This is a genomic window from Gordonia sp. YC-XJ4 (genome assembly GCF_059511865.1).
Window position 1 is genome coordinate 838,640 of the sequence record NZ_CM183447.1, and the last position, 18,770, is coordinate 857,409.

Consider the following 18,770-nt stretch of genomic DNA (forward strand, 5'->3'; position numbering starts at 1 on the left):
CGCGCCCGCAGCCACCGGTCAACCGGCGGTCGCGGCGATCAGCTCCTTGGTGAACTCGGCCTCGTCGACGCGCGTGCTGCGGCCGTCGGCGACGACGATCTCGCCGTCGACCATCACCGTGTCCACCAGACGCGGGGAGCCGGTGGTCAGAAGCGAGGCGCCCGGATCGCGGACGGGGAGTGTGGCGTAATCCCGGTCGAACCGCAGGAGCGTCAGATCGGCGGGGGCGCCGACGGCGACGCCGCCGATCGATTCGGGGAGTCCGAGCGCGACATTGGCACCGCCGCAGGCGATGTCGAGCATCGTGGCGTTGTCCATCAGATCCGCACGCCGATGCACCGCCCGCTGCACATAGGCGCCGATGCGCAGCGTCTCGAGCATGTCCTGGGTGTCGTTGCTGGCCGCGCCGTCGACACCGAGCCCCACGGCGAGGCCGCGATCGAGCATCGCAGGCACCGGCGCGACGCCACTGCCGAGCCGCATGTTGGACAACGGGTTGTGCGAGATCGCCACACCGCGGTCGGCGAGCAGCGCCTGCCCGTACTCGTCGAGTTCCACACAGTGCACCGCGAGCACCCGGTCCCAGAGGAAACCCCCGCGATCGAGGTAGTCGACGGCGCCGACACCGGCGTGCTCACGGCACATCACATCGTCGGTGGGTGTCTCCAGCAGATGGATGGAGACCGACAGGTCACGCTCCTGGGCGAACTCACGCAGCGTCGTCATGCCCGGCTCGGTGAGCGATCGCGGATTCGGGACCGCGAGGGCGATCGAGATCGACGATCCGTCGACCTGTGCCCGTAGGTGATCGATGTGGTCGAGGATCTCGTCGAGGGGTTGCATGAGCCGCGGCTCGAAGCCCCACTTGCGGGTGGCGTCAGCCCGATCGGCCACCCCACGTCCGAGCAGTGCGCGAATCCCGGTGTCGCGCAACGCCGCGATGACCGCGCCGTGGACCTCATCGGACGGATGGGGCCACATGTGCTCGACGACGGTCGTCGTGCCCGACCGGAGACTCTCCAAGCAGGCGGCCACCGCCGCGAGATACGCCCGCTGCGGTGTGATGGCCACCGACTGCTCGCCGATGGCCAGCAGCCACTCCAGAAGTGGTGTGCATTCGGCGATTCCGCGCATCAGCGACTGCTGCAGGTGGGTGTGGGTGTTGACGAAGCCGGGGATGAGTACCGCGGGCGGTCCGGTGTCGGGGGAGGCGGTGGTGTCGGTGATCGCACTGACGACCCCGGCGGCCACGTACACGTCCTGGTGGGCGACCCACGTGCCGCCCACGCGGACGGTGACGTCGGTGAACGCCCGGTCGCCGTCAGGCGATCCGTTCGGGGTGATCATCGACGACCCTTCGTGGCGTCGAAGTTGGCCGAAAGACGTTGGGCGATATAGTCGGCGGCGGTGATCGGCGGATACTTGCCCGCGGCGCTCTCGATCAAGACGTCGGTGTTGGCCTGCGCGAAGTAGGCGATGGTGTAGCGCGGGCCCTGGTACTCCCCGCGTCGCGGTGCGCGCACCCGATGGAAGTTCGACGGCAGGGCGTCGTCGGACCATCGCATCAGCATGTCACCGATGTTGCAGGTGATGGCCTCGTCCGAGGGTTCGACGGGAGTCCATGCCTGGCTGTCGGTTTCGGCTCCCGGTAGCACCTGCAGACCGCCCTGCCCCGATCGCTGGAACAGCAGGGTCAGCACGTCGAAGTCGGTGTGCGCGCCGGCCCGCCAGATATTGGGCTCGTCGAGCAGCTCGTCGGGGAAGGGGTAGTAGTGCAACAGCCGCAGGGTGCTCTGATAGGTGTCGACGGCCGGATCGTGTGCGCGGGTGAAGAACTCGCGATCGAAGCCGAGCTTGTCGGCGAAGCAGCCGAGCAGATCCATTGCGATCTGCCGGCACCGCGACTCGAAATCGTCGAGGGTACTGCGGAATCCGGCGAGCTCGTCCTCGTTGGGCCACAACCTGTCCATGCGCGGGCGGGTGAACTGATAGGACTCCTTCTGATCCGGGGTGCCGACCGACGGCCGGACCTGGGTCATGAACTCCCAGCCCGCGTTCTGCCCCTTCTTGAGCGGATAGCGCTCCTTGACCTCTCGCGGCAGTGCGAAGAACCGTTCGGACATGGCGAACGCATGATTCACCACGGACATGTCGATGCCGTGGTCGACGATCTGAAAGAAGCCGATATCGGTTGCGGCCGACCAGAGTTGCTCGGTGATCTCGGCGCGGCGGGCGGCGAAGTCGGCGAGGGAGATCTGGCGGACCTCGCGGTCGGCGGTCTCGGTGCCGGCACCACCCATCCGTGACTCCCGGGTGAGTTCGGCCATCGGGGTGGCCGGCATGTGGGTGGGATCGGTGTGGGTGGCAGTTGAGTGGATGTCGACGGTGGTCGTCGTGTCGCTCATGGTGTGACTCTCTCGGTGGTGATGAGACGGTGTGCGCTTTTCGACGCCGGCCGCGTGAGAGAGGAGTGGCCGACGGACGCGAACAATCGGCTCCTTGCCGGTTGCTACACACGATCTCGTGCAGAAGACGATACGACACCTTCGGCGGCCCCGCCATCCGGGCGGTTCGTGATCGGGAAGGTTAGCCATGCCTGCATTATTTTAGAGTTGATCCAATAGTTGGATCTACTCCAGAAAAGGGCTACACTGGCGTCATGCCCGAAATCGACGACGTCACCCCCGCGCAGCTGCACCAGCAGTTACGCGGAGCGGGGATGCGCGTCACCGCACCGCGGGTCGCGGTGCTGCAGTTCGTCCACGGGCATCCGCATTCGACCGCCGACGCCGTGGCTTCCCATGTGCGGGAGCACCTCGGCGGCGTATCGACCCAGACGGTGTACGACGTGCTGCGCACGTGCGCCGACAAGGGGCTGCTGAGACGGATCGAGCCCGCGGGTTCGGCCGTCCGCTACGAGACCCGGACCGGCGACAACCATCACCACCTGGTGTGCCGGGTCTGCGGGGACATCACCGACGTCGACTGCGTCGTCGGTGCGGCCCCATGCCTGAACCCCGACCACGATCACGGCTATCTCGTCGAGGAAGCCGAGATCACCTTCTGGGGACTGTGTCCGCGATGCCGGGGCGCAGCGCCGGCGTCCGCCGAACCCGAGGGGCCGTGACCCGACGCCGGGAATTCTCGGCGAATTCACCCCTTCGGGAACGAAGAGTCGTCGAGAATGGTTGCAGAGCAAGGTAGTTCGACAACAACCGGCAATCCGCTCGATCCAGTACGTCCAACAGCCGTCCATGGGCGGCCGACAACCGAGGAGACATCATGGCTATCGAACCCGCATACAGCATCTCGTCCAAGGCCAGTGGCGGCGGCCGCGACGGAGAAGTGGTCTCCGCGAGTGGTCAGATCGACCTCGAACTGCGTCCGCCGAAGGAACTCGGTGGCAGCGGCGACGGCAGCAACCCGGAGGAGCTGTTCTCCGCCGGCTACGCCGCCTGCTTCCTCGGTGCCCTGCGCGCCACCTCCAAGCAGGCCGGCACGCCGGCCCCCGACGACGCCACCGTCACCGTGACCGTCGGCATCGGCAAGGACGAGTCCGACGGCGGCTTCGGGCTCGTCGTCGGCATCGAGACCTACCTGCCGGGCCTCGAGGAGGCGCAGGCCAAGGAACTTGCGGAGAAGGCCCACGCCTTCTGCCCGTACTCCAAGGCCACCAAGGGCAACATCGATCACAATCTGACGGTCCGCGTCTGAGGACGCCGCGACCACCGCACCACCGCGTGCCCCCGGCCACAGCCGGGCAACCGCACCACAGGAAGGAGTCACACCATGACTGCACCATCCACCCCCATCACCAGCACCCTGAGTGATGAGCAGAAGGAGATCACCGGCAAGGCCCTCCAGGAGACCCTCGTCGACCTGATCGATCTGTCACTGATCGCCAAACAGGCCCACTGGAACGTCGTCGGCGCCCAGTTCCGGTCGGTGCACCTCGAACTCGACGAACTCGTCAGCGTCGCTCGCGAATTCACCGACGCGGCCGCCGAGCGTGCCACGGCCATCGGCGTCAGCCCGGACGGGCGCGCCGAGACCGTCGCCAAGACCGCCGCTACCAAGGGCTTCGGCGAGGGCTGGACCAAGGACGCCGACGTCGTGGTCTCGATCGTCGAGAACCTCAAGGCCGTCATCGCCGGTCTGCGCGAGCGCATCGACGTCACCGAGGATGCCGACCCGGTCACCCAGGACCTGCTCATCGGCTTCGCCTCGAAGCTCGAGCAATTGCACTGGATGTGGCAGGCGCAGGTGGCCTGAGGGCCCCGATACCCGGTGGAGGCGAGGGCGACAGCCTGGTCCTCGGCTCCACCGATCACGACGACGGACCCCGCCCATGTGGCGGGGTCCGTCGTCGCATCCGGGTAGGGGCATCTCCGCGGACAGCACCCGACCGCTGTGACCTGACGCACGTCGCCGAGTGCGGCGGCGGTAGCGTGTGGGCGTGGAGTACTGGGGAGTCATGGCGGGGATCGGACTGCTGGCCGTGGTCGTCGCGGGCGTTGCCTTCGTCCGCTACCGCGATCGGGAAACAGAACAGCTTCGGCGCGGCGCGTCATTGGCCGGTGAGCTGCGCGCCCTGGCCGCCGGTGATGCGGTGCGACTGGCCGCGGTCGAGGAATACGAGACCTCGCTCTATCAGCGACTGTTCTACGTCTCGACGGTGTCGCCGCGGGTGCGCAGCGCCGTGTGGTGTCTGCTCGCGGCGGTCCTCTCGGCCGCCGGTGCCCTGGCGACACGCGGTGACGGTCTGGCGCTGACGATCGTGCACTGGGCAGCGTTGTTCCTCGCGGTCGTCTTCGTCCTCGCGACCCTGTTCTTCGCGGGTCTGGCCGCATTCCACGCGGCCACCACCCCGCGCGTGTCCTTCGCCGAGTCCTATGCGAGCGACAGTGCTGCTGGTTCCGACGCCGCAGATTCCGGTGCAGCAGGCCCTGATACCGTCGTCTCGGACGCTGACACACCGGCGGACGCCGACGCGCCGGCTACCGAAAAGGCGACCGCCGAAAAGACGACCACCTAAAAGGCCTCCCCCACCCTCATGACTTGTCGAATTCCGTGAATTCGTGCATCAGTCCGGGACAATAATCGGACAATTCGTGCCATGTTGTGGCACTTTCGCTGCGCCGTCGGTCCGATGTCGTGGTCGGTTGACAAGATGGCGCGCACCGTCATCCGTTCGGGGGAAGCCTGCCGGATTCCGTACTTCTCACCTGCGCTTTCGGCGCTTCGCGCCTGTGCTGCGCCCCGGTCCGAGACGGGCTGTGAGGGGTATGTGAGAGTTCCCTTTCCACGGTTCCACGCTGGTGGAGAAAGCTCGTGGTGGTGCGGTTGGATTGGTGGTGCGGTTGGATATCGCCATGACGCTCCGTGTGCCGAGGCCGGCCAAGAGCCACGGCAAGGACCGCCCGCGCACCCCTGGGCTGCGCTGTGGGATGCAGCGACGGGAGAAAGGCGGGAACGGTGACGACGCGCGAAGGGTCGGCTGAGCCCGAGTCCGCGGGGCTGACACCGGTCGCGGTTCAGACGTGGCTGGCGCGGATCGGCGCCGACGACCTCCTCGGTGCCAGCCCGACGCGCTACATCCGGCGCAGCGGCGCCGAGGGAATCGCCAACTACATCCCGGCACTGCATATCACCACCGACGATCCGGGCGCGTTCGACGAGATCGTCTTCTGGCGACCCCTGCCCGGGATGTTGGTCTACGCGCTGATCCGGACCCCGTCCACCATGGCGCGCACCCCGGAGATCATCGCCGAGTACCCATCGCCCTATGTCGTGGTCGGCACACAGTCGATGCCCGGCGGGGGCACCTTCACCCAGGCCGGCAGCAGCCACCCCTATCGGGCGCCCGCGCACATCGTGATCTTCGACAACAACGAGCCGTACCAGCAGACCTCCGAGGAGGTCGCCGATCTCGCAGGTGTCTGGATTCCCGTCGAATCACTGGGCAGAGACTCGTCGGCGTCCCGATCGCCCCCGTGGTCACCGGGACGCCGTTGGCCTGTGCGGCTGCGGCGTTCATTCGCAACTTCGCGGTCGACGTCGCCGCACGCGGTGCCGATGTGGACCTCGACACGGGAACTGGCCGTGATCGACCTCGTCCGGGCGATACTCGCCCGCAGGCAGGCCGATCAGTCGCCCGACCGCGTCTGCACCGACCCGGTGTACGTGCGCGAGGCCACGCGGGCATTGATCGATCATCATTTCCGAGATCCGGAGTTCAGCGCGGAGACGATCGCGAAGACCCTGCACATGAGTCGGCGACATCCGTATCGCTACTTCGGCGACACCGATGACTCGCCGGCCACGATGATCGCGACGCGCCGCCTGGAACGCGCGCGCGAACTGCTGGCCTACCGCGAGGGTGCGGGCCTGGATTCGATCGCCGCCGCATCTGGCTTCCATCAGCGGCGACCTTGCGCAATCGATTCCGTGCGGCATTCGCCGTCGCTCCGAACGAATACCGTCGCTCGCTCGCCGACAGCCGACGTGCGAGCACTGATGGTGCGGGGCGTGGTGACCCGAGGTCGGTCTCGGGGTCGACGACGCGGGCGATGCGGTGCGCCTGCGTGGGCAGGCCGGCGCGTCGAATCTCGTGTGCGCGCGAGTCGTCGGCGACGCGCTGGCCTTCGATCTCGTTCTCGCGGCGCGGCCCTTGCGTCACCTGCATGCGTACTGTGCGCTCGTCGCGCCGGGTGTGTTCGAACAGGATGGACGACACCGAGATCACCGACGCACGGTCGACTCCGAACCCGGTGTTGCCGTTCTGGTCACCCGTTTCTCCGGGTCGATCACCATCCGTCGCGGCGAGGAACAGACCACGTACGGTCCCGGACAACTCGTCGTGTACCCCCTTGTGGAGCCGGCGGTGATCGAGGTCACGGGTCCGGCGGACCCGGCCGGGGTGGTGGTCCCCGTCGAGAGTCTGGGCGAGGAGTTCGGGCGGCGAACCGTCCGCGTCCAGACCCTGCTGAGCCGGGCCACCGCGCAGTTCGTGCGCGAACTGGCCCTCTCGTCGCTGACACGGGCGCCGTCGTTTGATCCCGACGGCGAACTGGCGGCGATCGATCTCGTGCGCGCCGTTCTCGACAACGAGCGCACAGATCTGTTTCGGGTCCGCGACAATTCGCTGGTGATGCGGGCGGCGGTCGACGACCTCATCGCACGCCGCCACACCGACCCCACCTTCGGTGTCGCCGACATCGCCCGGGAACTCAACATCAGCCGGCGTCATCTGTACCGGCATTTCACCGACTCGTCGAAGTCGTTGTCGGACTTGATCTCCGAGAGGAGAATCGCCCGTGCGCAGGGTCTGTTGGTGGTGCCGCAACGACACACGTTCGCCGAAATCGCCGCCGCCAGCGGATTCGGCTCGGCCGCCACCCTGCGCAGCAGATTCCGGTCCGAACTCGATCTGACCCCGGCAGAGTATCGACGACAGATGACCGTCGTCGCCGACTCCACGCCGCCGACGCGGAGGCCTGGGACGGCCGATCCTCGATCCCGCCGAGGACTCCTCGCTGGTTGACTGAGCCCTCGTCGCGCGCAGGCGATCGTGCAGTCCTTCGCCGAGTCCTCTGTGAGCTAGCCTCGATGTTTCGCGGGGTGACGCCCGCCGCGTGAGTTGGTCCGGTGGGGTGGTCTGAGGACCGGATTCCGGACCGGGGCCGTGAGTGTGTGGCCGAGCGTCGGTGGGCGTCGGGGTTCACGGCCCCGAAGTGCGTTGTCCTTTCAGTCGGTGGTCAGGTTGGCCAGCGGGTCAGCCGGGGTTGGGAAGTGCTGCGAGTCGGGTGAGTCCGTCGAGTAGCAACTGGAGGTGGGGTGCGGTGGCGGCGAGTTTGAGTCGGGTCCGTCGCGCGTGACGGGTCAGTCGGGCGGCGATCGAAAAGATTTGTAGTCGTAGCCGTTTGGGTTCCCACCGTCGGGCTGGGGTGGTGTCGAAGGCGAGCATCTGTGTCCAGGCGATCACCTCGCACGCGAGCGCGATGATGGCACACCAGATGCGGTTCTGATCGAACCCGTGTAGCGGAAGGTTCGTCAGTCCGCAGTCTTTGGCGGTGCGGATGCGGTCCTCACAACGCGCCCGCCGCCGGTGGCGCAGTTCGAGCTCGGCCAGCTGGCCGCGGGGTGTGTTGGTGGCGAACGCGGTCAGTCGCATGCCGTCGGAGTCGGTGAACCGCAACTGCGCCCCCGGATGCGGGCGCTCCTTCCTGACGATCACCCGCATGCCCTCGGGCCAGCCCGAAAGATCCAGCATGCCCGTCAATTCCGCCACCCACGCCCCGTCGCGTTCGACCCCGTCGGCGTCGTAGGCCGGCGTCCACGCCTGCGGCGACAGTCGGTCGATGATCTCGGCGATGGTGTCGGTGAGTCCGAATCCGACCGAGTAGGCCAGCCGCCGTCTGGTCAGATAGTCGAGGAATTCGTGGGTACCGCCGGCCGAATCGGTACGGATCAACACGGCTTTGCCCACCCGGTAACCATCGATGCCGGGTACTTGGGCCAGGGCCTGCTCGACGACGGCGATGTGATCGGCGGCGGTGTTCGACCCGGCATTACCTGGCCGCAACATGATTGCGAGGGGTTCCCCTGTGCCGGCGGCTTGGTGGTCGGCGAACGCGCATAGCGGGTGAAAACCAAACCCTTTCTTCCAGTTTGGGGTGGCGTGCTCTTTGTCGGAGTGTGCGGTCACCAGCGTCGCGTCGAGGTCGATGATCAACGGATGCCGCACACCGCGGTCATGGTTAGGGGCTGCGGTGCCGGCCGCGGTCCACGCCTGCGCCCGCGCGGCGGCGCGAGCAGCGTTGATCGCCGACAAGGCGGCCGGTGCGTCGGTGGCCAGCGTGGAGATCAGCCGCGACACCGTCGGATCCGAGGCGACCGGCCCGAACACGCCCGGATCCGCACGGACGTGGTTGATATCAGCCAAGCAATCGCCGCCCAGGGCGACCGCGATGGCGAGGTCGAGCAGGATCTTGCCCGGATCGTGAGTGGCCAGAGGCTTGCGCCACGGCGCCAACACCGTCGACAATCCGCTGATCAGACCGGTTTTCTCGGCGCACCGCAGCAGGACCGTCGCCCCGGCGTGCGACACCACCCCGCTTCCGGAACCATCTACAGACAACGACGGGTACCACGACGTACACTTACTCACCTGAATGGTGCTCCTCGAACTGGTCCGATTGATACCTTCGCAAGTTCAATCATCCCAGGTCAGGGCACCATTCTTTATTCACGACACGAAATCACCGTGAAAGGCCGAGGCTAGTTTGAGTGTGCAGAGTCACCTCGCTCATCGCTCAGAACAGGTCCGACGAGCGACAGTGAGCTCTATCCATTCGTTCAAGACACGAGAGTGCTTCGGACGTCTTGCCGGTGGTAACCCCTCGGCCCGCAATGAACAGAGCGAACGCTACTTCGTCACGTGTTCCCACACCAGTGAGACGTCTGCCCTCGCAGCCTGGAGAGTGGCAATCACATGTTCAAGAATTGACACTGGGATATTTATTGTCCGTGGGGTGGTGTGGTCGCTGATGAGTAGGGCGACGTCTTGGTTGGTGAGTTCGCTATCGGCTCGCTGTATGGTCTTGACCGTTGTTGCGATTTCCATGCCGCGATACTCGCTCCGTCTGGTGGCCCACCACGTCTCCGTTGTTCCGTCCGAGTAATCGGATGCGCGTTCGGAAGTGAGCGTCATGGCTGAGGGTCGGAGTGTGTGAATTCTCCGGTCTTTGGAGTGTCGATCGATATATTCCTTGTCAGACCGAGTGGTGACTGTGGCCATGGTCTGTCCTTTGCCAAGGTCACGAAGGGCGCCCTTCGCGGCTGCGTGTGGGTGGGTCGATGGTGTGGTCTGTCACCATATCGTCACGGGCGTGGCTGAGCTTCTTGGCTTCTTGCCTGGAGTGTTTGAGGTCGCGGCGTGCAGCGTGGCCGCGTCGAGACGATCGTCGGGCCCCGACCAGGATCGTTGCGATCCCGAGCATTGCGATGGCTCCGAGTACGACTCCGTAGAGCAGCAAGGTTCCAGTTGAGCCGGTGATGTGGTAGCCGAGAACAGAGAAACTGTCGGGGGCCAACGTATGTGTGGTGCCGCTATTGGTTGCGACGCTGGCGATAATCACGATAACAGCAGCGAGGAGAATGATCGCCCCGACGATAACAATCATGATGATGCCGCCGTGTGTGCTGTACGCATTGCCGACGATGGCTTTGCGTACCGGCATTTGGGCGCTCTTGGTGAGACTCTATCAATCATGGCGACTCGTTCCTGGCTGTGTATGGGATGCCGCCGCAGTGATGATCAGATCGTTTTCCAGTTCGGCGACCGCGCAGAGGACGATCGCGCTCAGGCTCCTGAGGGCGGTGGCAGTTTCGGCGTCCACTGAGTTGCGGCGTTGGGTAGCGATGAGGTCGGCGTTGAGTTTTCGCGTGATGGGCGGTAGATCGGCGCGTGCTGTCATCGGCGTGCGGAGTCCGCTTGGAACAGGACGTCTGAAAGCGTTCCACCACGTTCCGCGGTGAGCATCACTCGTCGCCATACCTGGGCGGCTTCGGTCACGGGGACGTCGGTGGCCAGCAGAATGACGGGGTGGGAATCCCCATCGAGGATGGATGTCCGAGAGTGGCGCGCCCGACGGACTGTCCGTCGGGCCAGGACGTCGCCGATTGCACTTTGGGCAGTGGTAGCCGGGCTGGTCTCTGGGTGGAACAGGATGTCCCACTCGGCCAGTAGATCGCCCGTGACTGCCCGGGAGTCTTCTTCCTGGATGCCCGAGACGATTCTTTCCGGGCGGGAGGAATGTCCTGGACGCGCCCTGTGATAGTCACGCATGTGCCCATAGAGGCGGCTGCGTGGAGCAGTATTGAGAATACGAGACGTGGTGATCATTGAAGTTCACCTGACTGGCCACAGCGACAGCGGCCCTTGCGACGCCGGAAGCGTTAACGGAAATCCGTCAGATATGAGACTCCGGCTGTCACTCAGTGTACTCCTCATCGAGAGGCAGCGTGTGGTTCGCTCGCTGGTGCAGATTGCGCTGTATCGAACGACCGCTGGGCACCGGTTGAGACATTCATACCGATCTCGGTCTGCATGTGGCAGGACGAGCTCACAGTGATGCGTCGCCTTCGTTCCGTTACCACAGCGTAGTGGTTTCCCGATTGTGCGGCCGATGACTTCGCGGCAGCGTCCCGTGTACGTTTTTGGCGCGGTCTGCAACTCGCTCAGGTGAGTGGTGCCCAGTCGTCGCTGCGCCGATCGGTCGGTGCCGACCAGACGGGTTAACTTGGGGACACGACCTCGCCGCGCGGGCATGCGCGTGGCATCGAGGCGGCCGACGACAAGAGGACCCGACGATGACCGACGATGCGATCGCAGACCGCGTGCACGATCTGATGGGAAGGGCGCGCACGGATCTCGCGGAGATGGTGGCCTTCGAATCGGTCTACGACCCCGCCGCGCCCGCCGACTGCGCACGGATGGTCGACTGGCTGCAGGAGGCCTTCACCGAGGCCGGCGTATCCGACGTCGCGGCGCACGTCACCGCCGACGGATCGCAGGCGGTGACCGGACACATCCCCGGACCGGCCGACGCACCGACGGTGCTGCTGTACTTCCACCACGATGTGCAGCCGCCCCTCGATGCCGATGCGTGGGACTCACCGGCGTGGACGCTGACCGAACGCGACGGCCGCTGGTACGGCCGCGGTGCGGCCGACTGCAAGGGCAACATCGCCGTGCACCTGACCGCTCTGCGGGCGATCGGCGACGACCTCGGCGTCAACGTCAAGATCATCGGTGAGGGGTCCGAGGAGCAGGGCTCCGGCGGCATCGAGGACTTCGTTCCCAAGAACCCCGAGCTGTTGCGCGCCGACGCGATCCTCATCCTCGATTCCGGCAACATCGAAGTGGGTCGCCCCACTCTGACGACGAGTCTGCGCGGGATCGCCAACGTCGTCGTCAGCGTCGAAACGCTCTCCTCGGCAATGCATTCCGGAATGTTCGGAGGTGCGGCGCCGGATGCGCTCGCCGCCCTGATCGCCATGCTGGCCACGCTGCGTGACGACGCGGGCAACACCACCGTCACCGGGCTCGACTCCGATCAGGTGTGGACGGGCATCGATTATCGAGAGAGCCAGTTCCGTAAGGACGCAACGGTTCTCGACGGGGTCGGGGTGCTCGGGTCGGGATCGATCGCGGAGATGGTGTGGGCCCGCCCGGCGGCGACCGTGCTGGGTATCGACTGCCCGCCGGTGGTCGGCTCGTCGGCGTCGGTCGTCCCGCGGGCCCGTGCGCGCATCAACCTGCGTGTGCCACCCGGCATGGATCCGGCGGCCGCCCAGGATGCGCTGATCGCCCACCTGCACGCCGTCGCGCCGTGGCATGTGCGGGTGTCGGTCGAGCGTGAGGCGATCGGGGCGCCGTTCTCGGGTTCGACCGATGGGCCTGCGTTCGAGGCGATTTCGCGTTCGTTGAGCACCGCCTACGGAACCGAGGTCGTGCAGCAGGGGCAGGGTGGATCGATCCCGCTGTGTACCGTGCTGCAGAACACCTTTCCCGACGCCGAGATCATGCTCTTCGGGGTCGAGGAACCGCGCTGCCTGATCCATGCGCCCAACGAGAGCGTCGACCCGTCCGAGATCGAGCACATGGCGCTGGCCGAGGCATTGTTCCTGCGGGACTACGGCTCTGCGCGGTGAGCTGATCAGCTCCCGCTGAACCGCTGCACCAGAAGATCTTTCACCTGCGGGCGACTGGCTGCGACGAGGGTGAACATGGATTCGCGGGCCAGACGTTGCGCGTCGTTGCCGGACAGCAGGGCGCGGCCACCGTCGGCGGAGACCAGTGCGGCGGCGGCGTCGACGGCGAGACGGGCGGCGTCGGCGCGCGCGTCGATCATCGGCCCGGGATCGCCGGCGCCGAGCGCGTTGTCGAGGCGCGCGCGGACCTCGCCGGCCCGTTCCCGAAGCGTCCGAGCGGCTTTCACCTCGCTGCCGCGTTCGAGCAGGGCCGTGGCACGACGCAGGATGCCGAACGGAAGGGTGCCGTTGATGCGTAGGCCGGTGATCTGGGTGGCGAAGAATTGCTCGAGGCTGACGCGAGAGACGATGTCGGCGTCGTCGACCCGCACTCCCTCCACTCTCAGGAACACCGTCCGCGTTGCGTTGCACACCGACAGGTGGGTCGGGGTCACCGCGATCCCTGGAACAGCTTGGGTGACATCGACGATCGCCGCGATCACGTCGTCGGTCTGCACATCCCGGGCCGAGATCTGCAGGATGTGCACGATGCCCCAGCCGCTGACGAACGGTGCGTACCCGTCGAGAATCCAGCCGCCTTCGGTGCGCGTGGCCGTCATCCGGGGCGGGGTCGGGACGACACCCGCGTAGGCCACTCCCGCCCGGACCCGGCCGGCGACGGTCGCATCGAGATACCGATCCTGCAGCGTGTCGTTGTCGGTGCCCGACAACGAGATCACCACCCCGTGATGCTGCAACCAGGTGAACGCGGTGGGTAGGCATCCACTCGCGAGCACCTCCCCGATCTCCAAGACGGTGGTGAGTTCGAGTGGCGGATCGCCGGTGACCAGTCCATAAAGCCCGGCGTCGGCGAGCTCGCGCCAGTGGGAGTCGGGAACCGTGCCACTGTGGTCGACGTCGCCTGCCGCGGGGTAGAGGATCTCATCGGCGATGCGGTAGGTGTCGGCGAGGAGTCGTTCGACGCGCCCGGATCGGGCCGGGTCACCGGTGGTCGGGGTCACCCGTCCACAGTAACGCCGTCGCACCGGCTGCAGGACGATGCAGCCGGTGCGACAAGCGGACTCACTCAGTCGATCAGACGGTGCACAGCGGCGAGTAGTCCGAGCGTCCGCCGGTCGTCGGAGAGATCAGGAAGGTGCACGAGGTGAAGCCCGCGGCCTCGGTGCGGCGCTTGAGCATCCGCAGCTGATCGGTGGTGAGCACCTTCTCGCGGCTCAGCACGAACCCGGACAGTCGCGTCGGGTCGCCGACGATCGCGAACTGGTACGGCTCGGTGCTGTTCGCGCCCTGCGCGGTGGCGTCTCGGCCCTGCGCGTCGCCGACCCACGTCACGATGTAGTTCGGGTTGTTGCCCGGGTTGATGGTGTTGGGTACACCCGGAAAGGTCACCACGAGTTGCGCTTTGGTGACCGGATCGATGACGGTCGCCTTGCCCTTGATGCCGTCGGGCTGACCGGTGAACGAGGTGCACTTGTTGTCAACGCCGATGGTCGTCGCGTTGATCTGGGTGTAGGTGGCGTTGGTGTCCTTCGCGCAGCGCACACCGAAGAACGACGGGATGGTCGCCTGCTGCCACCACGTGCCGAGATATCGCGTGACGTCGAGCTTGGTGACCGGCTTGACCGGCGCGGCTTCGGCGGTCGCGGGGGTGGCGACCAACGCCACCACGGCCCCGAGGACGGCCAGGAGCGGTACGAGGAGGCGGACGGTTCTGCGAGTGTGTGGCATGCGCAGGAGCGGCATGGTCGGGAATCCCTTCGGTCGTCGGTACCGGACGAGCGGTGATTCGCCGCCGACCCCGGTCCCGGATGGGTGGGGAACTGCCCGCCCTGCGTCCGGTCCCGCGTCGGCTCAGCGCCCGGCTGTGCGACCGTGCGTCACCTGGCGCGGGTTCCACGAGCACACCGCCCAGATCAGGATGACGTCGAGCGCGATGATGAGGATCGACCATGCGGGGTAGTGCGGCAGCCACAGGAACTGGGTGATGATCGACAGCGCGGCGACGATGATCGCCGCGACCCGCGCCCAATCGGCGCCGATGGCCAGCCCACCCGCGATGATGACCGCCAACACGCCGATGACGATGTGAATCCAGCCCCAGGCTGTCAGATTCAACTCGAAGACGTAATCCTGGCCGAGGACGAGCAATGTGTCCTTGTTGAGTGCCGAGATCCCGACGAAGACCGAGATCACGCCGGCGACGAACAGCAGAGCCGCCGCGACGATCGTGAGCCCGAAGGCGAAACCCTGTTTGACGGCCGACTCGGCGGCCTCGTCGTCGAACCCCTGGCTCATCACAGCCTTCCCTTCCGTCGTTATTGCACGATTCGTGAATCAGCGTAATCGGATTTCCGGCGCCTGTTCGTCGCTTTCGCCCAGTGGGCGCCCACGGGGGGCCGCAGCCCCCGTTTTGGCGGTCTACCAGGCGATTTAGTGCCCGGGCATCATCGGGGGTAAGCTATCGCAGGTTGCACACGGGGTGTGGCGCAGCTTGGTAGCGCGCTTCGTTCGGGACGAAGAGGTCGTGGGTTCGAATCCCGCCACCCCGACCAGAGGATGAGGCTTGCCGAATCCGACAGAGCCTTCTTGTGGTTGAGAAGCAGATGAGGCCCTGGCCAGGAGAGATCCGGCCAGGGCTTCCTCGTTCTAGCTGACGTGCCGTGATGCCGCGCCCATCACCTCACCCGTTGCCGGCACCCTCGGAATCGTCGAAGAACGCCCAGTCGCCGTCGTGCTCGACCTCCATGCGCCAGCCGAGCTCGGTGTTGTCGGCTTTCTGGTCGATGAACCAGGCGTGCGCGTCGTCGGCGTTGTCGATGTCGCGGGTGGCGACGACGGAACCCTTGGGATTGATCACTCGATAGTTGGCCATGGGCCTCGAGTACCCGCTCACGGGCGGATCGAATCATCTCAGCGGTCGTGGGGGCATGATCGGAGTGGTGAGCACTCAGACGATCCTCGAACGTTCCGACGGGCCGGTGCGGATTCTCGGCCTCAACAGACCCGAGCGGCGCAACGCCGTCGACGGGCCGACCGCGCAGGTGCTCGCCGACGCGTTCCGTCGTTTCGACGCCGACGAGAGCGCGTCGGTGGCCGTGCTCTACGGGGAGGGCGGAACCTTCTGCGCGGGAGCCGATCTCAAGGCCATAGCGGACGGCAGCACCCGTAACCGGGTGGAGGCCGACGGAGACGGGCCGATGGGACCGACGCGACTGCGACTGGGCAAGCCGGTGATCGCCGCCATCTCCGGACATGCGGTCGCGGGCGGATTGGAACTGGCGATCTGGGCCGATCTACGCGTCGCCGACGACGACGCGGTGCTCGGGGTGTTCTGCCGTCGCTGGGGAGTGCCGCTCATCGACGGCGGCACCGTGCGACTGCCGCATCTCATCGGGTCGAGTCGAGCAATGGACCTCATCCTCACCGGCCGTGCGGTGCCGGCGCGCGAGGCCTTCGACATGGGGCTGGTGAATCGGCTCGTGCCATCCGGGCAGTCCCTGGAGCGGGCGGTGGAACTGGCGCATGAACTCGCCGCGTTCCCGCAGACCTGCCTGCGCCACGACCGGCTCTCGGCGCTCGAGCAGGAAGGCATGGCCGAACCCGACGGCATCCACAACGAATACCTGCACGGACTGCAGTCGATACAGGCCGATACCGTCACCGGGGCAACACGATTCGCCCACGGTGCCGGACGGCACGGGACGTTCGGGGATTGACGCCGTGCTACGTCATCAGTCGGTCTGCCAGGTACAGACCGCCCAGATCACGACGAGGTCGACGGCGATGATGAGGATCGACCACCACGGGAAGTAGGGAATCCACAGGAAATTGGCGATGATCGACAGCGACGCGATGATCACCGCGCTCACGCGGGCCCAGGTCGCGCCGACGAACATGCCGAAGGCGATGAGGATCGCGATGATGCCGAGGATGATGTGGATCCAGCCCCACGTGGTCAGGTTGAGCTGGTAGACGTACTGCGGGCCGACGACGAACAACTCGTCCTTGACGACGGCCGAAATGCCCTCGGCGAGACCGATGATGCCGACGACGAGCAGGAGTGCGGCGGCGCCGATCGTGGCTCCGCCAGCGAACCCCTGGCGGACCGGGTGATGGTGAGAATCGGGTGACGTCATCACGAGCCTTTCGGGAGTGACTGCGTGGTGATCCTCACATGCGAACGGTGCCGATCACATCACCCGAAAAGGATGAAACGTGCACTCCTCAGCACCCCAGCTGATCGGCCAGGTCGTCGAGGTCTCTGGCGTGGATGTCGTTGTCCGGTGAGCCCGAATCGTCTTTGAGCGCAGGGTCACCCCACTCGAGGGGACGCTCGACGAAGGCCGACCGTAACCCGTGGGAGCGGGCGGCGTCGAGATCGGATTGGTGGGTCGCGACCATCATCACCTCGTGGGGCCGCGCTTCCATCAGTCCGGCGAGTCCGAGATAGGTCTGCGGCGCCGGCTTGTAGTGATGCCACAGATCCGAGCCGCCGATGAAATCCCAGTCGAAGCCGTTGCGTTTGGCCATCTCAGTGAGCAACGCGACGCTCCCATTGCTCAACGCGCACACCGTGAATCGACGTCGCAGACGAGCCAGGCCGCGCGCCGAGTCCGGCCACCCGGGGATCTCGCGCCAGGCGTGCACGAGGTGGGCGGCACGGTCGGCGCCGATCGCGACGCCGAACTGTGCGGCGACCTCGCCCAGGGTGTCGGACTGCAGGTCGTCGAGTCCGCGCCAGCCGATCTCACCGGCCTCGACGCGAGCGATGGCGGGGGAATAGCGGGCTCGCCACTGTCGCGCGAACTCGACCGCGTCGACCCCGGGCACGGAGCGCGCCACTGCGGCGCTGATACCGCCGAGCCAGTCGGTGACCGTCCCGAAGGTGTCGAATGCCAGCACGCGAGGAGGCGTCGACATTGCCGGCATCGCGTCAGCGCGCGTCGGTGGCCAACTGCGGCAGCGAGTGGTCCTCGTCGAATTCGGCGTCGCCGTGCGAGACCGGGGTGAGGGTGAGCAGACTGGCCTCGGGCCGGCAGCAGAACCGTGCCGGCACATACGGCGAGGTACCCAGACCTGCGCTGACGTGCAGCTTCATCGTCGACCCCCAGGCCGAGGCGCCCTTGACCCGGGAGCGATCGAGGTGGCAGTTGGTGACGAGCGCACCGACGAGCGGCAGACACAGCTGGCCGCCGTGGGTGTGCCCGGCGAGCACAAGATCGTAACCGTCGTCGGCGAAGCGGTCGAGGACCCGTGGTTCGGGTGAATGCGTCAGACCCAGACGCAACTGGGCGAGCGGATTGGGCCGTCCGGCGATGGTCTCGTAGCGGTCACGTTCGATGTGCGGGTCGTCGACACCTGCCGCGACCACCCGCACCCCGCCGACCTCGAGTTCGCGCACCGAGTGCGTGGCGTCGAGCCAGCCACGCTCGACGAACGCGGCCCGCAGATCCTGCCACGGCAGGGGATCGCCGTGCGTGCGCTTGTGTTCGGTCTTGAAGTACTTGAACGGATTCTTCGGTGTCGGACCGAAGTAGTCGTTCGACCCGAACACGAAAAGGCCGGGGCGCGAAAGCAATCCGCCGAGGGACTGAATCACCGCGGGCACCGCCTGCGGGTGCGCCAGGTTGTCGCCGGTGTTGATCACCAGGTCCGGTTCGAGCGCCTCGAGTTCGGACACCCAGGCCTGCTTGAGTCGCTGGTTGGGCATCATGTGCAGGTCGCTGATGTGCAGGACCCGCAACGGGGTGGCGCCGGGTTCGAGTACCGCCATCGTGGTGTGACGCAAGGTGAATGCGTTGCGCTCGATCAGCGTCGAGTAGAGCAGTCCGGCAGCGGCCGCCCCCGCACCGACGGCAAGCGTCCGTGCTGCCGTCGACGTGGGGAGAAGGCCGTCCACGCGCCAGGACCGGGTCGAATCGAGGATGGACATTTCCTCAGGATACGCGCCGCCCGAGGGCACGCGTCAGGGTCGTGACGGACAACCCGTCCGG

The 18,770-nt window shown here is 66.4% G+C and carries 20 protein-coding genes, 1 tRNA gene and 1 pseudogene; 9 read left to right on the forward strand and 13 right to left on the reverse strand.

Going from position 1 to position 18,770, the window contains the following annotated elements; all coding sequences use genetic code 11:
• Positions 1–18: 18 nt before the first annotated feature.
• Both AC5ZH6_RS03595 and AC5ZH6_RS03600 read right to left on the reverse strand, forming a co-directional pair.
• A complete protein-coding gene (locus AC5ZH6_RS03595; protein ID WP_006369530.1) occupies positions 19–1,347 on the reverse strand; it encodes an amidohydrolase family protein in 1,329 nt (442 codons plus the stop codon).
• The gene (locus AC5ZH6_RS03600; protein ID WP_006369531.1) at positions 1,344–2,405 is read right to left on the reverse strand and encodes an isopenicillin N synthase family dioxygenase; all 1,062 of its coding nucleotides are present in this window, start codon (positions 2,403–2,405) and stop codon (positions 1,344–1,346) included. The genes AC5ZH6_RS03595 and AC5ZH6_RS03600 overlap by 4 nt, the downstream gene beginning before the upstream one ends.
• Positions 2,406–2,659: 254 nt before the next feature.
• Here AC5ZH6_RS03600 and AC5ZH6_RS03605 point away from each other — a divergent pair, with 254 nt between their 5' ends.
• The 6 genes and pseudogenes from AC5ZH6_RS03605 to AC5ZH6_RS03630 all read left to right on the forward strand — a co-directional run bounded on the left by AC5ZH6_RS03605 (position 2,660) and on the right by AC5ZH6_RS03630 (position 7,543).
• Entirely contained in the window at positions 2,660–3,127 is a 468-nt protein-coding gene (locus AC5ZH6_RS03605; protein WP_006369532.1) for a Fur family transcriptional regulator, read from the forward strand.
• Between the two features lie 155 nt (positions 3,128–3,282).
• A complete protein-coding gene (locus AC5ZH6_RS03610; protein ID WP_006369533.1) occupies positions 3,283–3,714 on the forward strand; it encodes an organic hydroperoxide resistance protein in 432 nt (143 codons plus the stop codon).
• Positions 3,715–3,789: 75 nt separating this feature from the next.
• Entirely contained in the window at positions 3,790–4,272 is a 483-nt protein-coding gene (locus AC5ZH6_RS03615; protein ID WP_006369534.1) for a Dps family protein, read from the forward strand.
• A 184-nt stretch (positions 4,273–4,456) separates the two neighbouring features.
• Positions 4,457–5,035 carry a histidine kinase gene (locus AC5ZH6_RS03620; protein ID WP_244421132.1) on the forward strand — a complete coding sequence of 193 codons (579 nt, stop codon included), beginning with the start codon at positions 4,457–4,459 and terminating at the stop codon, positions 5,033–5,035.
• Between the two features lie 1,040 nt (positions 5,036–6,075).
• Positions 6,076–6,414: pseudogene (locus tag AC5ZH6_RS03625) on the forward strand (helix-turn-helix domain-containing protein); the annotation flags it as partial.
• 160 nt (positions 6,415–6,574) lie between these two features.
• Positions 6,575–7,543: a helix-turn-helix domain-containing protein gene (locus AC5ZH6_RS03630; protein WP_006369537.1), complete on the forward strand. Its 969-nt coding sequence runs from the start codon at positions 6,575–6,577 to the stop codon at positions 7,541–7,543.
• Positions 7,544–7,774: 231 nt separating this feature from the next.
• Here the strand turns inward: AC5ZH6_RS03630 and AC5ZH6_RS03635 are convergent, their stop codons facing one another.
• The 4 genes from AC5ZH6_RS03635 to AC5ZH6_RS03650 all read right to left on the reverse strand — a co-directional run bounded on the left by AC5ZH6_RS03635 (position 7,775) and on the right by AC5ZH6_RS03650 (position 10,906).
• Entirely contained in the window at positions 7,775–9,169 is a 1,395-nt protein-coding gene (locus AC5ZH6_RS03635; protein ID WP_026920371.1) for an IS1380 family transposase, read from the reverse strand.
• Between the two features lie 649 nt (positions 9,170–9,818).
• Positions 9,819–10,241, reverse strand: a complete 423-nt coding sequence (locus tag AC5ZH6_RS03640) for a hypothetical protein (protein WP_006373128.1) — start codon at positions 10,239–10,241, stop codon at positions 9,819–9,821.
• Between the two features lie 24 nt (positions 10,242–10,265).
• Complete coding sequence (locus AC5ZH6_RS03645) at positions 10,266–10,478, reverse strand: hypothetical protein (protein ID WP_133092138.1); 213 nt, start codon at positions 10,476–10,478, stop codon at positions 10,266–10,268.
• Positions 10,475–10,906, reverse strand: coding sequence for a hypothetical protein (locus AC5ZH6_RS03650; protein WP_006373129.1), 432 nt, complete (start codon positions 10,904–10,906; stop codon positions 10,475–10,477). Before AC5ZH6_RS03650 ends, AC5ZH6_RS03645 begins: the two co-directional genes overlap by 4 nt.
• Before the next feature lie 467 nt (positions 10,907–11,373).
• Here AC5ZH6_RS03650 and AC5ZH6_RS03655 point away from each other — a divergent pair, with 467 nt between their 5' ends.
• Positions 11,374–12,717, forward strand: a complete 1,344-nt coding sequence (locus tag AC5ZH6_RS03655; protein ID WP_006373130.1) for a dipeptidase — start codon at positions 11,374–11,376, stop codon at positions 12,715–12,717.
• Positions 12,718–12,722: 5 nt separating this feature from the next.
• On the opposite strand, the gene AC5ZH6_RS03660 is transcribed toward AC5ZH6_RS03655, so the two are convergent.
• The 3 genes from AC5ZH6_RS03660 to AC5ZH6_RS03670 form a co-directional block, all read right to left on the reverse strand.
• Positions 12,723–13,778, reverse strand: a complete 1,056-nt coding sequence (locus tag AC5ZH6_RS03660) for an acyl-CoA dehydrogenase family protein (protein ID WP_006373131.1) — start codon at positions 13,776–13,778, stop codon at positions 12,723–12,725.
• A gap of 73 nt (positions 13,779–13,851) precedes the next feature.
• Positions 13,852–14,520 (reverse strand): lipocalin family protein, encoded by a 669-nt coding sequence (locus AC5ZH6_RS03665; protein WP_006373132.1) that lies wholly within the window; start codon positions 14,518–14,520, stop codon positions 13,852–13,854.
• Between the two features lie 108 nt (positions 14,521–14,628).
• Positions 14,629–15,072 carry a DUF7144 family membrane protein gene (locus AC5ZH6_RS03670; protein ID WP_006373133.1) on the reverse strand — a complete coding sequence of 148 codons (444 nt, stop codon included), beginning with the start codon at positions 15,070–15,072 and terminating at the stop codon, positions 14,629–14,631.
• Positions 15,073–15,252: 180 nt separating this feature from the next.
• Here AC5ZH6_RS03670 and AC5ZH6_RS03675 point away from each other — a divergent pair.
• Positions 15,253–15,329: transfer RNA gene (locus tag AC5ZH6_RS03675), tRNA-Pro, on the forward strand.
• Positions 15,330–15,457: 128 nt separating this feature from the next.
• On the opposite strand, the gene AC5ZH6_RS03680 is transcribed toward AC5ZH6_RS03675, so the two are convergent.
• Complete coding sequence (locus tag AC5ZH6_RS03680) at positions 15,458–15,649, reverse strand: hypothetical protein (protein ID WP_006373134.1); 192 nt, start codon at positions 15,647–15,649, stop codon at positions 15,458–15,460.
• Between the two features lie 55 nt (positions 15,650–15,704).
• Between AC5ZH6_RS03680 and AC5ZH6_RS03685 the strand changes: the two genes are divergently transcribed.
• Complete coding sequence (locus AC5ZH6_RS03685) at positions 15,705–16,493, forward strand: crotonase/enoyl-CoA hydratase family protein (RefSeq protein WP_035728929.1); 789 nt, start codon at positions 15,705–15,707, stop codon at positions 16,491–16,493.
• A gap of 15 nt (positions 16,494–16,508) precedes the next feature.
• Here the strand turns inward: AC5ZH6_RS03685 and AC5ZH6_RS03690 are convergent, their stop codons facing one another.
• The 3 genes from AC5ZH6_RS03690 to AC5ZH6_RS03700 form a co-directional block, all read right to left on the reverse strand.
• The gene (locus tag AC5ZH6_RS03690; RefSeq protein WP_006373136.1) at positions 16,509–16,913 is read right to left on the reverse strand and encodes a DUF7144 family membrane protein; all 405 of its coding nucleotides are present in this window, start codon (positions 16,911–16,913) and stop codon (positions 16,509–16,511) included.
• A gap of 88 nt (positions 16,914–17,001) precedes the next feature.
• Positions 17,002–17,697, reverse strand: coding sequence for a haloacid dehalogenase type II (locus AC5ZH6_RS03695; RefSeq protein ID WP_006373137.1), 696 nt, complete (start codon positions 17,695–17,697; stop codon positions 17,002–17,004).
• A gap of 13 nt (positions 17,698–17,710) precedes the next feature.
• Positions 17,711–18,709, reverse strand: a complete 999-nt coding sequence (locus AC5ZH6_RS03700) for a metallophosphoesterase (RefSeq protein ID WP_035728927.1) — start codon at positions 18,707–18,709, stop codon at positions 17,711–17,713.
• Between the last annotated feature and the right edge of the window lie 61 nt (positions 18,710–18,770).

Excerpts from the sequence above, each read along its gene's own strand:
- AC5ZH6_RS03665 (WP_006373132.1), bottom strand. The coding sequence starts at position 14,520 with ATGCCGCTCCTGCGCATGCCACACACTCGCAGAACCGTCCGCCTCCTC.
- AC5ZH6_RS03690 (WP_006373136.1), bottom strand. The coding sequence starts at position 16,913 with ATGACGTCACCCGATTCTCACCATCACCCGGTCCGCCAGGGGTTCGCT.
- AC5ZH6_RS03670 (WP_006373133.1), bottom strand. The coding sequence starts at position 15,072 with ATGAGCCAGGGGTTCGACGACGAGGCCGCCGAGTCGGCCGTCAAACAG.
- AC5ZH6_RS03700 (WP_035728927.1), bottom strand. The coding sequence starts at position 18,709 with ATGTCCATCCTCGATTCGACCCGGTCCTGGCGCGTGGACGGCCTTCTC.
- AC5ZH6_RS03685 (WP_035728929.1), top strand. The coding sequence starts at position 15,705 with ATGATCGGAGTGGTGAGCACTCAGACGATCCTCGAACGTTCCGACGGG.
- AC5ZH6_RS03595 (WP_006369530.1), bottom strand. The coding sequence starts at position 1,347 with ATGATCACCCCGAACGGATCGCCTGACGGCGACCGGGCGTTCACCGAC.
- AC5ZH6_RS03605 (WP_006369532.1), top strand. The coding sequence starts at position 2,660 with ATGCCCGAAATCGACGACGTCACCCCCGCGCAGCTGCACCAGCAGTTA.
- AC5ZH6_RS03650 (WP_006373129.1), bottom strand. The coding sequence starts at position 10,906 with ATGATCACCACGTCTCGTATTCTCAATACTGCTCCACGCAGCCGCCTC.
- AC5ZH6_RS03610 (WP_006369533.1), top strand. The coding sequence starts at position 3,283 with ATGGCTATCGAACCCGCATACAGCATCTCGTCCAAGGCCAGTGGCGGC.
- AC5ZH6_RS03695 (WP_006373137.1), bottom strand. The coding sequence starts at position 17,697 with ATGTCGACGCCTCCTCGCGTGCTGGCATTCGACACCTTCGGGACGGTC.
- AC5ZH6_RS03615 (WP_006369534.1), top strand. The coding sequence starts at position 3,790 with ATGACTGCACCATCCACCCCCATCACCAGCACCCTGAGTGATGAGCAG.
- AC5ZH6_RS03600 (WP_006369531.1), bottom strand. The coding sequence starts at position 2,405 with ATGAGCGACACGACGACCACCGTCGACATCCACTCAACTGCCACCCAC.
- AC5ZH6_RS03680 (WP_006373134.1), bottom strand. The coding sequence starts at position 15,649 with ATGGCCAACTATCGAGTGATCAATCCCAAGGGTTCCGTCGTCGCCACC.
- AC5ZH6_RS03655 (WP_006373130.1), top strand. The coding sequence starts at position 11,374 with ATGACCGACGATGCGATCGCAGACCGCGTGCACGATCTGATGGGAAGG.
- AC5ZH6_RS03640 (WP_006373128.1), bottom strand. The coding sequence starts at position 10,241 with ATGCCGGTACGCAAAGCCATCGTCGGCAATGCGTACAGCACACACGGC.
- AC5ZH6_RS03645 (WP_133092138.1), bottom strand. The coding sequence starts at position 10,478 with ATGACAGCACGCGCCGATCTACCGCCCATCACGCGAAAACTCAACGCC.